Below are 15,560 nucleotides of genomic sequence, written 5' to 3'. Positions count from 1 at the left end.
GACCACGTGCTGTCAAGCTCGCATCGTCGCCGGGCCTGAAGGCATTTGTCAGGTTGCGGGACCGATCTGGCGGGTGGACAGTTTGGTCCGGAATGATGACGCGCTGGAACGTGCAAGGTAAATCACAGGGATCAACCCGACGAGCACGATCGCAAGCGAAGGCAAAGCCGCTTCTTCAAATGCTTCTCTGGAAGCTGCTTCGAACACGGTCGTCGCCAGTGTTTCGAAATTGAAGGGTCGCAGAAGAATTGTTGCCGGAAGCTCCTTCATGCAATCAACGAAACTGAGGAGCGCTGCCGACAGCAACACCGGCTTTAGGATCGGAAGGTGCACCTGGGTCAGCGTTTGGCCGCTATTTCTTCCAAGCGTTCGTGATGCCATGTCCAGGTGAGGGGTGATCCTGCCGAAGCCACCCTCCACCTGCCCATACGAGACGGCCAGAAACCGGACCACATAGGCATAGACGAGGCCCGTGCCGCTACCGAGCAGCAACAGACCAGTATTGATGTTGAACCAGCTTTCCATTCTCGCATCGAGAAAATTGTCGAAATTTGCGAGTGGAATGAGAATGCCGATCGCCAGCACCGTGCCGGGGATCGCATATCCGATTGAGGCCAGGCGAACGGCCATCTTCAACGGACCCTTTGAGTTGAGACGCAGGGCATAGGCAAGAGACACAGAGATAACCACCGTCAGCAGCGCAGCAACGGCTGCAAGGCTGAAACTGTTCCAGACGGTTTGAAGAAAACCATCGGAAAAGAGATCGTCGAGACGACGGCTTGCGCGATCAGCAAGCAGAAGACCCGGTACAACGAAGCCGACAAGGATCGGTGTCAGGCATAGTACGAGCGCAAGCGCCGCCTGCCAGCCATTCAGATCGAAGCGGGTTGGAGGCCGCTGTTTGGAACCACCGCCACTGTCAAAGCGCTGCTTGCGACGGCCGAAGCGCTCCAGCCACAACAGCAGGAACACCATCAGCAGCATTGCCAAAGCGAGCTGGGCCGCGCCGCCCAGGCTCGATCTGTTGAGCCAGGTGTCGTAAACTGAAAAAGTCAGCGTCTTGACGCCAAAGAATGTCACCGCGCCTATGTCGTTCAAGCATTCCATAAGCGCCAGGGACACGCCAATGGCAATGGCCGGGCGCGCCAGCGGCAGCGCTATGCGAAAGAAGAGACCATAAGGTGAGGCGCCAAGCGTACGCGAAACATCCAATGTGGATGCGGACTGGATCAGAAAGCTCGCGCGGGTGGTGAGATAGACATAAGGATAGAGGACCGCACCCATCACGAAGATCGCACCGCCAAGGGATCGGATTTCAGGAAACCAGTAGTCTCTAGAGGTTTTGAACCCGAATATATCGCGGATCAGGCTTTGTACCGGCCCCGTGTAGTCGAGAATTTCCACATAAGCGAAGGCGACAATATAGGTAGGAACGGCAAGCGGTACGAGAAGTGCCCAATCCAGGATCCTGCGTCCCGGAAAATTGCACATCGTGACGAGCCATGCTGTCAGGACGCCGGTAACGCCGGTGGTCAGACCGACGCCGAGCATCAAAAGCAATGTGGTTTGCGTCGCACCCGGCAGAACGGTGCGCAAAAGGTGAACCCAGACCTCTGTTGCCGGCGTGAAGGCGATGACAACAATGGCGCCGAGAGGCAACAGCACCAAAGATGCAATCAGCAGCGCAGCGACTTGCCAGAAACGGTCTGCAAAGGTGAGGGTGGGCGTGCGCAGCAAAGCGGATCTTCTAGTTGATAATGCTTCGCAAAAGCTCTAGCGGCAAAAAGACAAAAAAGCAAAAAGCGCCGCTGGAAGGCGGCGCTTGATGTTGGTGCCAATGCGACAGGCTCAGGACGCCGGACCGTCGTCGAAACCGACTTTATCGACGAGTTCACTGGCGGTTTTGCGGTTTTTGGCCACATCGTCGAGCGAGAGCGCATCCGGCTTCAGCTCACCCCAGCTCTTGACCCGCTCCGAAACCTCGACACCCGGGGTCACTGGATACTCGAAATTGGTTTCTGCATAGATCTTCTGCGCATTTTCCGACGTCAGGAATTCAATCAGCTTGACAGCGTTGTCCTTGTTCGGGGCATGTTTTGCCAGAACGACACCGGCGAGGTTGACATGGCTGCCGCGATCGGCGGAGTTCGGGAAGAGAATGCGAACGCTTTCCGCCCATTCCTTTTGCTCCGGCTCTTTGTCGTTGGTTTCCATCTTGCCCATGTAATAGGTGTTGCCGATGGAGATGTCGCACTCGCCAGCAAAGATTGCTTTCACCTGTGCGCGGTCATTGCCAGCCGGCTTGCGCGCAAGGTTATCGCGTACACCTGCCAGCCACTCTTCGGTCTTTTCCTCGCCGTGGTGTGCGACCATCGATGCAATCAATCCGATGGTGTAGACATGCTGACCGGAACGGGTGCAGAGCTTGCCATTCCATTTCGGGTCTGAGAGCTCTTCGTAAGTGATGCTGTCCTGGCTGACACGATCCTTGGACGCATAGATGATCCGTGCACGATTGGTCAGGCCGATCCAGTGACCTTCCGGATCACGGTATTGGGCCGGAATATTTTCATTCACCACATCTGAAGCTACTGGCTGGGTGACGCCGAGCTGTTTAGCGCCGTCCAGGCGACCGATATCGACCGTCAGGAGAACATCTGCCGGTGAGTTCGCACCTTCGGCAGCCATGCGCTCACCAAGACCCTTGGAGGCAAAGACCACATTGGTTTTGACGCCGGTCTCAGCTGTAAATGCATCCAGCAGCGGTTGGATCAGGAACGGCTGGCGGTAGGAATAGATATTCACCTCACCATCGGCAAAAGCCGGAGCTGCGGCGAAGGTTGCTGTGGTCATCGCAAACGCACCTGTAAGGGCGCGAAGAGTGGAGCGCATGAAACTCTCCCAGTTTCTGGTTGGTTGTTTCGTTTCGACAAGTTGTGCTCATCGAGTGCCCGGAATATGTCGCGATACCGCATTCAAGTCAATAAGTTCAGTAAAATCAATAGTTTAGAATGATTCAAAACTAACTGGAGTTTTTGTCTCCACTATTCGGCCAAAAACGGGAATAAAAACAGGAGTTTAAAACTCGACTTTTGTTATGTGCGAGTGGTGACCAAAGCATATGGAAGTGTTCACGAAAACGTGAGCTAGGCCTGCGGCAATTCGTTTCAGCCCTGAGAGAGCGCAAAGGAAACCTCGTCCGGCACTGTTACCCGTTGAGGCAGAAAGCGTGTTGGTCCGACCGGCGCCAAGATATCCGGCTGCTTGCAGAGGCAATCGGCAAGTGCGCTGTCATAGAGCTGCTCAAAAGCGTCGGTGGACGATTGACCGGTACAGCCATCAGGCGCAATTCCCGGCTCCTGCCTTGCAGCAGCCGCTACTCCGACAGGACCCGCTGCGTGGGGAAAATGATTTCCACCAATGTGCCCTGATCGGGAGTGGAATCGATATGGAAGCTCGCTCGATTGGCTTCAACAAGCGCCTTGGTCAGGGGAAGCCCCAGGCCGGTGCCACCGCCGCGGCTGGCTGTGTGCAGTTGCCGGAAAGGTTCAAGCGCCGCAGCAAGCTGCTTTGCGGTCATGCCCGTACCCGTATCGCGCACACGCAAGGCGACCTCACCATTGCTTTCAAGAGCCGTCGACAAAATCACCTGTCCGCCGGATTTGTTGTACTTGATGGCATTCGAAAGCAAGTTGAGAACGATCTGGCGCAGGGAACGTGGATCGGCCACGACTTCCGGAACGGAGTCCGGAAGGCTGGCTCTTATGATGACCCTGTCCCGATTGGCCTGTGGCTGCATCAGCGCCACGCACTCGTTGATGACATCGTTTGTCGAAACGGCCGTGAACTTCAAGTCCAGCTTGCCCGCCTCGATCTTGGAAAGGTCCAGAAGATCGTTGATCAGGCTCATGATGTGGGAACCGGATGTACGGATGTCCTTCAGATAGTCCTTGTAACGGTCGTTTCCGATGGCGCCGAAACGCTCCTCCATCATTACCTCGGAAAACCCGATAATCGCATTTAGAGGCGTGCGAATTTCATGGCTGATCTTGGCCAGAAAGTCGGATTTGGCCGAGCTTGCGTCTTCGGCCTGACGCTTGGCCTGCGTCAGCTCTTCTTCAGCCGTCTTCCATTGGGTTATGTCGCGGAGCACGGCGCAATACTTTGCCTCATCCTGACCGTTCGTGATGCGGCCCATGGTCATGAAGAGCGGGATCAGTCCTCCGCTTGGCACTTTGCCAAGCACTTCACGGCCGTCATTGAGAATACTGGCAACACCGTTTCGCGACAGCCCGTCCAGATAGTCCGCGGCCGCCCGATGGCTTTCCGGTGCAAGGAATTCGGTGAAGGGCGCGCCAATCATATCTGCACGGTTCGCGCTGAAAAGGGCCTCAGCTGATCCATTGACCTTGAGAATGGTTCCGCGTTGATCGAGCACAAGCACACCGTCGGTTGCCGTTTCCAGGATGGTGTCCATCTCGGCAATCTGGTTGCGGGCCGTGTCGAGTTCGCCGCGCACTTCGGCAAAAAAGTTGGGTGAGGTCGGTGCCGTGGCTGGCACGGTTGCCTTCATCGGACGTTCTGTGATCGAGATCATCAGGCCGTAGCCTCCGTTCCAGGGAACGGAATGCATGTGAGCGTCGACATTCAGGACGCCGCCATCGGCAAGGCGAAGCTTCATTGCCTCATCGACTTCGCCGTCCATGCCTTCTGCATCCGGCAGATCTTCGGTGTCGTCAATGAAAAGAGCTTCCAGACCGCCGGCCTCCGACAAAGTGGCTGTCGTCTTGTAACCGATCATCGTCAGAAGTGCCTTGTTTGCATAAAGCACTTCTCGCTCATGTACGATTGAAATGCCAATCGGCAGTCGGTCCAGAAGGCTGGGATCAATCGGTCCCGCTTCAGGCATTTCAGGCGGAAGCTCTTCTTCAGGTTCTTGAACGGGATCCGGTTCTTCAAAGTCTCCGAGATCGCCTTCCAGGCGCGCGCCGAGTGCTTCCGCAATCTTGCGGAAGGCCTGTCGTTCAGGCCGCGAAAGGCCAGATGTGTCGACCGGTACCACGCGAGGCCTCACCGTTGCGAGCGGAATGACTTCGCCGGTTTTTTGCGGCTCCGGCTCATCAACGTCATCAGCTTCTATGGCCTTGTCTTCCTGCTCGAAGGCCGCTGTTTCTTCGAAGAAATCTTGCTCGTCGGTATTGCTTTGCTGAGTGTCCTTTTCCGCAGCGATTTCTGACGCATCGGTGTCATCGCTCAGAGTGTCTTCATCGGCATTGTCGGGTTCCCGGCTCGTCTCTTGTTGCTCACTGGAGGTGTCAGCAGTAGCGTCGCCATTGTCGAAGAGGTCGGCCGTTGATTTTTCGTTGGCCTTGTAGGTCTTTGCCAACGATTTTACGGCGCTTTCGATTTCAGCTGGCTTGAGAGCCGCCGGACCTGAAATGCCGAGCGGTTCGTCTTCTTGAACTTCAGCGTCAGCTTCGCTCTTGCTTTCCGCGTCTTCCAGGTGCTGATCCGAAGATATCTTGTCGTCGGTCTGGGGTGCCGGTTCGGCGTTGCCATGGTCATCTGTACCGGCGCTATCGGCTGCAGCTGTGAGATTTTCGTCGGCCGATTGATCGTCAGGTGTTTCTTGCTCAGCCTCATCGTCCCCGAGGGTCTCGGCAACCTCGGTTATGTCATTGGTGCCGTCTACGGTGTCGTGGGACCCGGCAACTTCCAAATTAGTGTCTTCGTCTGGATCGGCGTCGATCTCTTGCGCATCAGAGCCTTGCTGGTCACTTTTGTCCAATGCCGCAGCCACCTGCTGCAACTCTTCGGTCAGGGAGAGCGGCTCACCGGTCAATTCATCAGAATTATCGGGCTCCGGGAGAGGTGTCGGCTCTTCAGGCGTTTCTTTGGAAGACTTTCCGGTGAATTTTGCCAGCGAGCCGACAAGCGCAGCCGCACTTGCACCAAGAAAAGTTTTTCCAGCAAAAGAATCCGGTTGTGCCGGCTTCAATTCGTGGAGGTTCTCTGGTTCTGGATTGGATCCAGCATCATCGGTCGCAATCCCGTTTGCGGTTTCCTGGTTTTCACTGTCTTGTTCGAGAGTATCCAGGTCCTCGGCACCTTGGGTATCGGTGTGGGCTTCGATTTCTAAGTCGTCGTCGGAGGGCAATGCCTCGCCGGATTCTTCTGAAGTGCCGGAATTGACAACCTCAGTGTTTTCTTCAGAAACATCTGCATCTACATCTGCGTCTGCAAGGGCTTCATCATTTGAGGAAGTTATCGTATCCGGATTACTCTCAAATTCGTCTTCGAGGGTATCATCCACGTCGGCGACGCTTGCTGCAGTGTGATCTCCAACGTTGTTTGCATTGTTTGCCAGAATGGCTCCCGCCGTGGCGACAACCAAGCCGTTTTGGTCTTGAACGGCATCGGCCGAACGGCAAACGCCGAAGCCACGATACCCCTCGAATTTCCGATGGCGGTCAAAAGCGGGCAGGGCGGCCATGTCTACGGGAACGCGCAATGCCGCGCCGGTTACTGGCCAGTCGACGGTCTTTCCGCTCCAGGTGTCGCGCCGGTCCAAAGCTCTTGCAATTTGGCCGCGTGGGTCAAGATCGAACACACTGGCGACTTCGGCCCACGTTTTGCCGACAATGTCTGTCGCAGCCGGGCCCAAAACGTCGGCAAACTCATCGGAGAGGAATGTGAAGCGCTGCTCGATGTCCATCTTCCAGGCAAAGCGTACCGGCCGCCGGAGCGGCTGAAATACAAATTGCCCGGCAGTTTCAGCGCTGTCCGCAATGTCTTCCGGCTCAGGTTCTTCGGCCTCGGTGTCCGTGCCGCCATCGGATCCGTCGCTTTCGTAGCTATCGGTTTCGCTCGCAACTTCGGCTGTCTTGGCCTCTGGTTCACCAGGTTCGGCCTTTGCGATTGCATCGGCATCGTCTGCAGGCGAGTCCAGTTCAGAAACACTGCTTTCCGTGTCCGTGTCGACCTCTTCCGCGTCGGCACGCACCCATGCGGAGGTATCGCTCTCGTTCTCCGCACTGCGGGAACCGTCGGTTTCTGAATCCCGAGGCGGAGTTTCGCTCACAGGATCAGACTGGGTGGGGTCTTCAGGATCGGTGGCCAAATCATCCCCGGCTTGTACCGGTGAGGCTGGATCCGCAGCGAGCGCGGCTGTGCCTGCTCCAGCTGCCAAAATGGCTCCACCGGACAAGGCCTCAAGACCGGGTTCAGCGTCCTCTGGATCGTCATCTAATAGCGGCGTATCGCTTAGAACGATCAGCTTCTGACCGATCCCAAGATCAAGGGCGGCACCTTCATGCAGTCCGCCATTAATTGTCAAAGGCCCGAAAACCGCATTTTGAGCGTCCGGCAAGTCCGGGTTTTCCGGAGTACCTTCCAGCACACCAATGCGATGTTCGATCTGATCACCGGACATAACGAATGCGGTTGTCGTGCTTGACGCGACCATTTGCGCAAACGTGTCAACGGGATCTTTCGTGGTGATAAGGCCCTTGTCGCCGCAAACGATCAGGGCCGCGGTCTCGCCGTTTCCGAGTTCCAGTTTTTTGCATTGGCAGGTCAACAGCATGACCCTCAGCCCTCGGTAGAATCGAAGCCGGTCGATGCTGAACTTGTCAGTCGCACCGCTTTCGGCAATGCGCGCGATATGCGGGCGTGCCGGCGACCGCTCAAGGGACACAAGTCCTCTCAAGTCGGGGACGGAATGCGCGGAAAAAAAGGACGCACCTGCTGCGTTGGCCCAAAGGATACGCGCGCCGTCCGACGACCAAAGCCAGGCAGCTTTTTTGTCGGCGACGAGCTGGACCAGATCATCCTTGGCTGTCAGTTCCAGGAATGATTGGGTCGTACCGTCCATGGCTCAGCTCCAAACTGGTCTGCAACACCGGGTGACAGGGCACGCGGCTGCTGAATTTGCCGCAAGTGGTAAACACTCCGTTAATACAAGCAATCGCCTACGCCGTCCATGTAAAGCAATGTTGTTAAAGGGCTTACATGAAGGCGTGGTTAACCCGAAACGCTGCCCGTTTGCCCGAATGCCATCGCCATGTTACGAACTTTTTGTAAGCTACGTCTTCAACGAGCCCGACCCGAATTTTCTTCCGTCGACCTTAGGAGTGCAGTCATGAGCACAGACAAGAACGGTTTCGAAGTCCCCGAGCAGATGCGCGATTTTGCCGAAAAGAGCGTCGATCAGGCTCGCAAGGCATTTGATGACTTCATGGGTGCCACCCAAAAGGCTGTCACCAACGTGGAAGACAGTGCAAACGCGATGCAGGCGGGCGCAGCGGACGTTAACAAGAAGGCGCTGACCTACGCAGAAGAACATGTCACCGCAGCCTTCAAGTTTGCACAGGATCTGGTCAAGGCAGACAATGTCGAAGACATGATGAAGTTGCAGCAGGACTATCTGCGCAATCAGATGGAAACCCTTGGCGAGCAGACCCGGGAGTTTTCCAACAGCGCCACCAAGGCCGTTCAGGACGCCACCAAGGCCGCACAGAAAAAATAGCATCTGCCTTTAAAAGATTGGCTGGCGCGCTGGGCAACACCGTGCGCGCCAGACCACTTGATTGAGCTCACCTGAGCCCACATTGATGCCTTCTATATTTCGCGCGACCAGAGCGGTTACGTTCAATGGCCGGTTTCCAATTTAGGAAATACGCGCCGTATCGGCTCCGGTATCTCCTTGCCGGACAAGACGAATGCGGCAAAATCGCCGAAAAGCCTTGCGGAGTTTTGTTGTGCAGTGCAAAAAAATGTTGCAATGCAACACGACCTGCACTATGTAGTGTTTGCGGATGACGACAAGGTCCGCCGACGAATGGATCGGCGGAAAGAATTTGCACCAATGATCGCATCCGGACTCAAGGAGATGAGATCATGACTGAGACTACTACAGCAAAAGCTGCTCCGAAATCACGTGCCGCCAAGGCTAAAGCTGCACCGGTTGCCGGCGTTGCTTTCCCGGATTTCGAAGCCTTCGCAATGCCTAACATGGAAGTTCCGGTTGCGTTCCGCGAAGCCACTGAAAAGGGCATCGAAAACGCACGTGAAGCATATGCAAAGGTGAAAACCGCTGCAGAAGATGCGACTGACCTGATGGAAGACACATTTGAAACGTCTCGCCAGGGTGTTGTTGAATTCAATCACAAAGCCGTCGACGCTGCTAAAGCCAACACTGATGCCGCTTTCACCTTCGTGAAAGACATCATGTCCGCGAAAACCGTTGCTGAGGCTATCGAGCTTCAGTCTTCTTTCGCACGCCAGCAGTTCGATGCGATGAGCGCACAGACCAAGGAAATGCAGGATCTTGCCACTAAACTCGGCACAGACGTTTCTGCTCCGGTCAAGGAAGCTTTCGAAAAATCCTTCAAGGAATTGAAGGTCAACTAATCCAAGTTGATACTGCGGCGATGCTGCGGAGAACCAACATGTGCCCGGGGCTTTGCCTCGGGCATTTGCTTTTCAACAGGCAGGTTTTTTCATCAAATTTCTCGCTTGCCGGTAAAGCGAAACGGCGTTAGAAGACGCCTTGCAAATGGCGGTTCGGACGAGTATTGTCCGCCCCACTTTGACGACCTTATGCAGACGTAGCTCAGTTGGTTAGAGCGTCGGATTGTGGCTCCGAAGGTCGGTGGTTCGAATCCACTCGTCTGTACCATTCTTCTCTTCAAGTCTTTGAGATCAGTAACTTATTGATATGCAAGACACTCTTGCGACCACTGCTACAGCAAAGTGCTACAGCAAGGGGCTGCAAAAGGTGTCTGGTCATACCCGTTTGTACCGTCGTGGTGCGGTCTATTACCACCGTGCCGTTGTACCTGCCGACATTGTCGATACCTATGGCAAGATCGAGGAGTTCTTCTCTCTTAGGACCAAGGATCGAACCGAAGCTCTTCGCCGCGTTCGTATCAAAGCCGTAGAGGTCGACAACCGGTTCGAAGAGCACTGGCGGGCGCGACAAGCCCGAGCTGCCGCAACGACCGTGGATGAGCTCTCTCCCGATCAGATCCAGGCCATCAAGGCCATCTATCATGCTCACTGGCTGGAAGAAGACGAAGCTGTGCGCTTGGATGGTTTCAGAGAAGACCACGAAGTCCAACCCGAGCTTCCGACACCAACATTTGAAGAATGGCAAGAAACTACGGATGAACTCGAGGAGCATGTCCGCAAGCTGCGTGGTCGATTCAAGGTAGACCGTTTCTACGAATCTGAAGTGGATGAAGTTTCAAGCTGGCCTGGGGTCAACCTCAATGTGTCTCCTGGCACCAAAGCCTTCAAGCAATTTGCGGCTGCGCTGCAGGATGCCGCCCTACAGGCCTTCAAAGACATGAGAAGCCGTAATGAGGGTGACTATGTGTCGACACCTGAGCCCGAGATCGAAGTAGCGCCTGCATGCCCCAAGTTGTCCGTCGCTCTGGGAGACTGGATCGAGGAGAAATCCAAAGAGGATTGGACCGAGGCGACCGCTAAGGAGCATTGGGTGTGGACTGAACAGTTCATGTTGCTGTGTGGTGACAGGCCCATTGATCAATACGGTAAGGACGATGCGCGACAATTCAAGCAGGTGCTGCTGAAGCTCCCACCAAACTGGAAGAAGAAGGCAGCCTTGAAAGGCCAAGCCATAGATCGTGCTGCAGAAACAGCAGTTACCCTTGAGATGCAAACTATGTCGACCACTAGCATCAACAAGGTACTTCGCTTCGTTGGGTCTTTCTGGCGCTGGGCAGCGGGCCAATATGATGGTCTCCGCAAGGACATGTTTGACGGGCTCAGCCTCTCCAACAAGCGCCGTCAGGCAAAGAGCGAGCGAAATCCCTTCACGCTGAACGAGCTGAAGGAGCTGTTCTCCTCACCTCTCTTTGTCGGCTGCAAGTCGATCCGCGAGTGGCAGGTTGAGGGTTCATATGTGCCCATCACGGATGCCCGCTACTGGGCACCTCTTATAAGCCTCTACTCGGGAGCTAGGATGAACGAGATCCTGCAGCTCTACGTGAGTGATGTGGTCGAGAATTACGGTGTCACCTGCCTATCGATCAACGCGGACGGTGATGACAAGAGACTCAAGACACCATCTTCCGAACGTTACCTCCCGGTCCACCCCGCTCTGGCGAAGCTGGGCTTCTTGAAGTTCGTCCAGTTGAGACGAGATGCGGTAGAACAGCGATTGTTCCCAGAGACCCCGCTAGGTGCTAACGGCAGTTACTCTGGCCCATTCTCGAAGCATTTCAAGCGGTGTATGCTTGCAGCAGGGATCGTGCGGGAGCGTGTTAGCTTTCACAGCCTAAGGCACAATTTCGAGGATTTTTGCCGGGCTGGCAGGTTGCCGATGGACATGGTGGAGGTTCTCCAAGGGCGTGCCCAAAGAGGTGAGCGCGACAGATACGGGTACGGCGAGGTGTTCTTCAGGACGCTGGAAGACAGTGTTCACGAGATCGACTTTTCGAGCATCGACCTCAGTCATCTGAAGGACAATTCTCAGCTCCTCACAAAACTCAGTCAAAGCAAAACAGATAGATAGGCGTTGTTGCTGCAAATTGTGCAGCCCAGCGATTGATCACTTACCGATGTAGTTTTTTCGATTGGACCTTAGTTTTCTGTGCCGGGGTTCAGCGCTTGGTCGCAAATAAGCGCGAAGTCTAGTTAGCGGATAGCGCGAAGTCAGGTTGCAATACCTCAAGCTGCTCGAATACAGTGAATTACGGTGTCAGTGAATTGTATCCGAGCGAGTACCCATGATCATCCGACTGCTCTTGATGGTGTTGGTCACCATTGTTTCTTCTGCGGCAAGAGCTGAGCTTAGCTACATCTCGGGCGAAGGTGACGACGGTCTAAGGTATGTTGTCGTTGAAGGCACTTTCACTCCTAGAGACGACCTGTCCGACTTCGAGAAAGCCATCCGTTCTTTCCGTCCCAAAGTCATCGGCTTTGATAGCGAGGGTGGAAACATTTTCAAAGCAATGGAGCTTGGCCGGATTATCAGGCAACACGGTCTGGCGACGATCCAACTACGCCAACTTGAATGCGCATCCGCTTGTGCATTGGCATTCATGGGAGGCAGAACACGCTATGCTGATCCGGGTTCTATCGGTGTACACAAGTCATCATTCTCGCCGACAAGCCCTTTCAACAAGGAAGAGGCCGTCTCTGCCGTTCAGGAGGTCACTGCCGAAATCATCGGCTATATGGTGGAGATGGGAGTGAACCCTGCTCTGCTGCAGCTCGCCTTCAAAACTGAAGCGAATGACATCAGATATCTCTCCGGGCAGGAGATGGCTGACTATGGGGTGACGCTATCTGAAGCAGGTACGGGAACGGCTGCGTTGTCCGCACCTTCAAGTCAACCTAGGCCTAGTTCACCTTCTCCACCTGCTGCGTCTAGGATCCCCAGCTATGTTGAGCCGAGTGGTACTGCCATCCCGGTTGCTCGCTCTGGGCGTGTCCGACACCCCAAAGGTTCTGTTCTAATGAAGGCGGCACCCAACGCGAAGGCGCATAGCCTTCTTCGTTTCTCCAACGGGGCAGCAGTGCAAATCACTGGTGAAGAGGATCGCTGGTATCGTGTAAAGGTGGCGGGCCGGGCCGGGTACATGCACCATACGTGGATACGAGTTGATCAATTCGATGCCACACCCGGTATGCTTCGGCTCATTCAGATCAAGAGTTTCGACAACATCCACGAAGCAGTAGGTTTCGCAACATCTAGAGATCTTCCCTTGTCGGTCTACCTTGCAACGAATGGATGGTATGCGGTCACGATTTCCAAGCCGTTCGACAAGAAACAGGCTATTCATTTGACGAAGGGACTGAAACGAGAAGGTGCTATCCCAAGTGATAGCTTCGTCACCTTGGGGAACACCTATGTGATGAAGGTCTGTTGTGGTACCGGTGCGCTTCAAGCAGGAACTTCAAGTGCATCGGGCTTCAGACAGTAAACAAGTAGGTCATCTCCAAGGCAGCCTGTCGTTGCGCTCAAGCTCATACTTACGTTGATCGATAGAGGGTTCTATCTCCCCGAGGTTGTCACTATGGTAGAGGGGACTGCTTGAGAGCAGGTGTCCCCTTTCCCTCGGTGACACAGTCAAACATCCATCAGTCTTACCTTGGGTGTCCTTGCAGATGCCCCTTGTGATGATGGTTCTCCACCACCAGGAGGAACTATTCCACAGCAGGTGATGCCATAGGCTGGATATGGTAATCCTTAGCCTTACCTGATCAATTCATCAGGTGTCCCTAAGGTGCCACCATAGTGATCCCTATGGCTAACCCCCTAAGGGTATACCCCTTCAGGAAGCCACTATAGTTGCCCCCCTTACCCCCCATAGAAATGAGTGTAAGGAGGAAACCAGACCTTCAGTCTAGCCACCACAGCGCCCCCAATAACCTTTCAAGTTATCCGTTACGCAACCTTATTGAGACCTGAGGGTTTTCCTTAGGTGTTTGCGAGGAGGAACCAAGGGTGTAACACCTCCAACAAGAATACCCTAGAAGGACCCTCTGAGGCGGTTCTATGGGACCCAAGTTGCATGCCCCCAGGCGGCCCCAAAGCGGCCTATTTGGAGACCTACTGGCCACCAGGTGGCTGAAGGGGTTGGGGTGCATACCAAAAGCAACCGATCCCAACTTCTAGCCCATGACATGTTTCTGTACGTGTCGCCGGAAAGGGATTTTAGAGTCTCTGGGAGTCCTTCAGAAGGCTGCAGGCTGGTATCCTACCTGCAGCCACTCAAACGCCTCTCAGGACTCCTGAGAGTCATTCCTGTGTAGCCAGGGCCCTGTAGACCGTAGCCTTCGACAATCCCGTCTTGGACATGATCTGGGGCACGGTGAAATCCTCCTCCTCACGCATCGTCCTAATAGAGGCGATCACGTCAGGGGTGAGTGCAGGCTTGCGACCGAACTTGGTGCCCTTGGCCTTCGCCTTGGCGATGCCGTCCATCTGGCGTTCCTTGCGGATGTTGGTCTCGAACTCGGCGAACACGGCCAGTGTCCGTCGTCAGGGTATTTGGGGCTGATGGCTTCGTGACTTAGCGGAGAGACTGGCTCATCGTGTTGGTTGATTTTGAGCGGCTTGATTGCGGTATTGCAAACGCCGTTGATTGATCGTGTTTCGTTTGATCCTTTCACGTTCGAGCAAAATGGCTTCGCCACGTCCGAAGTAGACATCGGCAGGGGTGAGATTGCCGAGGCTCTCGTGGTAGCGGTGATGATTGTAGTGAGTGACGAAGCGCTCAATGCTCGCTTTGAGGTCACCGGGCAGGAAGTAGTTTTCCAGCAGGATCCGGTTCTTCAGGGTTTGATGCCAGCGTTCGATCTTGCCCTGTGTTTGCGGATGGTATGGCGCTCCACGAACATGATCCATACCTTGCTCGTTGAGCCATTCAGCCAGCTCGCCGGAGATGTAACTGGCGCCGTTGTCAGACAGCAGACGGGGTTTGTGCCGAACGGCAACTTGATCGCAGCCGGATGCCTGGAGGGCCAGTTCCAGCGTGTCGGTGACATCGCCTGCCGTCATTGTGGTGCACAGCTTCCAGGCAACAACGTATCGCGAGAAGTCGTCCAGAATGGTGCTCAGGTAGAACCAGCCCCAACCAATGATCTTGAGTGGAGTAAGAAGCGCAGTAGCGCTTCTCCTCCCCGAACCGCACGTGCACCTTTCAGCGCATACGGCTCTCCATTCAAACTTGGCCCATGGCCATTGCAACATCCTGATAGCGTGAGGTGACGGTGCTGCGATCTTCACTCCGGAAGATGTATGGATTGTCCTCCGGATTGCGCCAGCGGAATTGAGCCTTCGGGCTTGAGACAAGCCGTTGCAGGTCTTTTCCGATGGCCTCACCACGTTCATTGCGACCGTAAACGAGCCAGGTTTTCGCCTTGCCCGGTTCTGGGGCCCTGAACCACTTCCGCATCAAGGGTTTGATACGACTCCGGTACTTGCGCCCCAGCCAGTGCGCCATTTTCCAGAACACGACATGGTCGATGCGCCGGAAGACGTACGCCCTGAAGTCGGTGAACTTGTAGAACGCCGCCCATCCCGCCAACTGGCGGTTCAGGCTGGCGATCATATCGACCGTACTGACACTATGATTGCCGGAAAGGGTCTCGGCGAGTTTGCGGGCAAACGCCTTGGCCTTTTCCCTGGGTATTGTCGTGACAACGGACATGCGTCCGTTCGACCCTCGCTTGCGAATGATCCGGTGCCCCAGAAAGACGAACCCGTCATCGACGTGCGTGATATGGGTTTTCTCCATATTCAACGTCAACTTAAGGCGGTCCTCCAGAAAGGCCCGGCATTCTTCACGTATCTCCATAGCATGAGCCTTCGTCCCCTTGACGATGACGACGAAGTCATCGGCGTAGCGGCAATAGGCAATCGCAGGTTTCCATTGCCGGTTCTCCCGAACCGTGATGGGTCGTCCCTGCTGAATGCCGAAGTTCCATGCCCAACGATCCTTGCGGGCCTTCCGGTTCAGGTATTTCGCCTCCAGCCAGACATCGAACTCGTGGAGCATGATGTTGGACAGGAGCGGTGACAGGAC

At 55.1% G+C, this 15,560-nt stretch carries 9 protein-coding genes, 1 tRNA gene and 1 pseudogene; 5 read left to right on the top strand and 6 right to left on the bottom strand.

The window, feature by feature from the left end; all coding sequences use genetic code 11:
* Positions 1–48 precede the first annotated feature (48 nt).
* The 3 genes from Q0835_RS08375 to Q0835_RS08365 all read right to left on the bottom strand — a co-directional run bounded on the left by Q0835_RS08375 (position 49) and on the right by Q0835_RS08365 (position 7,873).
* Positions 49–1,737, bottom strand: a complete 1,689-nt coding sequence (locus Q0835_RS08375) for an iron ABC transporter permease (RefSeq protein WP_298960198.1) — start codon at positions 1,735–1,737, stop codon at positions 49–51.
* A 111-nt stretch (positions 1,738–1,848) separates the two neighbouring features.
* Positions 1,849–2,892, bottom strand: coding sequence for a Fe(3+) ABC transporter substrate-binding protein (locus Q0835_RS08370; protein ID WP_298820973.1), 1,044 nt, complete (start codon positions 2,890–2,892; stop codon positions 1,849–1,851).
* Positions 2,893–3,376: 484 nt separating this feature from the next.
* Complete coding sequence (locus Q0835_RS08365; RefSeq protein WP_298960195.1) at positions 3,377–7,873, bottom strand: ATP-binding protein; 4,497 nt, start codon at positions 7,871–7,873, stop codon at positions 3,377–3,379.
* Between the two features lie 267 nt (positions 7,874–8,140).
* Between Q0835_RS08365 and Q0835_RS08360 the strand changes: the two genes are divergently transcribed.
* From Q0835_RS08360 to Q0835_RS08340, 5 genes are all read left to right on the top strand, one after another.
* On the top strand, positions 8,141–8,527 hold the full coding sequence (locus tag Q0835_RS08360; RefSeq protein WP_298820969.1) for a phasin: 387 nt from the start codon (positions 8,141–8,143) through the stop codon (positions 8,525–8,527).
* Positions 8,528–8,898: 371 nt separating this feature from the next.
* Positions 8,899–9,411 (top strand): phasin, encoded by a 513-nt coding sequence (locus tag Q0835_RS08355; RefSeq protein ID WP_298820966.1) that lies wholly within the window; start codon positions 8,899–8,901, stop codon positions 9,409–9,411.
* Between the two features lie 191 nt (positions 9,412–9,602).
* Positions 9,603–9,679, top strand: a tRNA-His gene (locus tag Q0835_RS08350).
* Positions 9,680–9,778: 99 nt separating this feature from the next.
* Positions 9,779–11,539 carry a site-specific integrase gene (locus Q0835_RS08345; protein ID WP_298960192.1) on the top strand — a complete coding sequence of 587 codons (1,761 nt, stop codon included), beginning with the start codon at positions 9,779–9,781 and terminating at the stop codon, positions 11,537–11,539.
* 214 nt (positions 11,540–11,753) lie between these two features.
* The gene (locus tag Q0835_RS08340; RefSeq protein ID WP_298960189.1) at positions 11,754–12,953 is read left to right on the top strand and encodes a hypothetical protein; all 1,200 of its coding nucleotides are present in this window, start codon (positions 11,754–11,756) and stop codon (positions 12,951–12,953) included.
* 818 nt (positions 12,954–13,771) lie between these two features.
* Here the strand turns inward: Q0835_RS08340 and Q0835_RS08335 are convergent.
* The 3 genes and pseudogenes from Q0835_RS08335 to Q0835_RS08325 form a co-directional block, all read right to left on the bottom strand.
* Positions 13,772–13,999, bottom strand: coding sequence for a helix-turn-helix domain-containing protein (locus Q0835_RS08335; protein ID WP_298960187.1), 228 nt, complete (start codon positions 13,997–13,999; stop codon positions 13,772–13,774).
* Positions 14,000–14,062: 63 nt separating this feature from the next.
* Positions 14,063–14,629: pseudogene (locus Q0835_RS08330) on the bottom strand (DDE-type integrase/transposase/recombinase); the annotation flags it as partial.
* A 67-nt stretch (positions 14,630–14,696) separates the two neighbouring features.
* The coding region (locus tag Q0835_RS08325) for a group II intron maturase-specific domain-containing protein (protein WP_298960184.1) at positions 14,697–15,560 on the bottom strand (864 nt) is incomplete at its 5' end.

The sequence above is a fragment of the uncultured Roseibium sp. genome (assembly GCF_947499295.1).
In the GTDB taxonomy this organism is placed as follows: Bacteria; Pseudomonadota; Alphaproteobacteria; order Rhizobiales; family Stappiaceae; genus Roseibium.
This window is presented reverse-complemented; position numbering and strand designations above follow the sequence as displayed.

Excerpts from the sequence above, each read along its gene's own strand:
- Q0835_RS08370 (WP_298820973.1), bottom strand. The coding sequence starts at position 2,892 with ATGCGCTCCACTCTTCGCGCCCTTACAGGTGCGTTTGCGATGACCACA.
- Q0835_RS08365 (WP_298960195.1), bottom strand. The coding sequence starts at position 7,873 with ATGGACGGTACGACCCAATCATTCCTGGAACTGACAGCCAAGGATGAT.
- Q0835_RS08360 (WP_298820969.1), top strand. The coding sequence starts at position 8,141 with ATGAGCACAGACAAGAACGGTTTCGAAGTCCCCGAGCAGATGCGCGAT.
- Q0835_RS08355 (WP_298820966.1), top strand. The coding sequence starts at position 8,899 with ATGACTGAGACTACTACAGCAAAAGCTGCTCCGAAATCACGTGCCGCC.
- Q0835_RS08340 (WP_298960189.1), top strand. The coding sequence starts at position 11,754 with ATGATCATCCGACTGCTCTTGATGGTGTTGGTCACCATTGTTTCTTCT.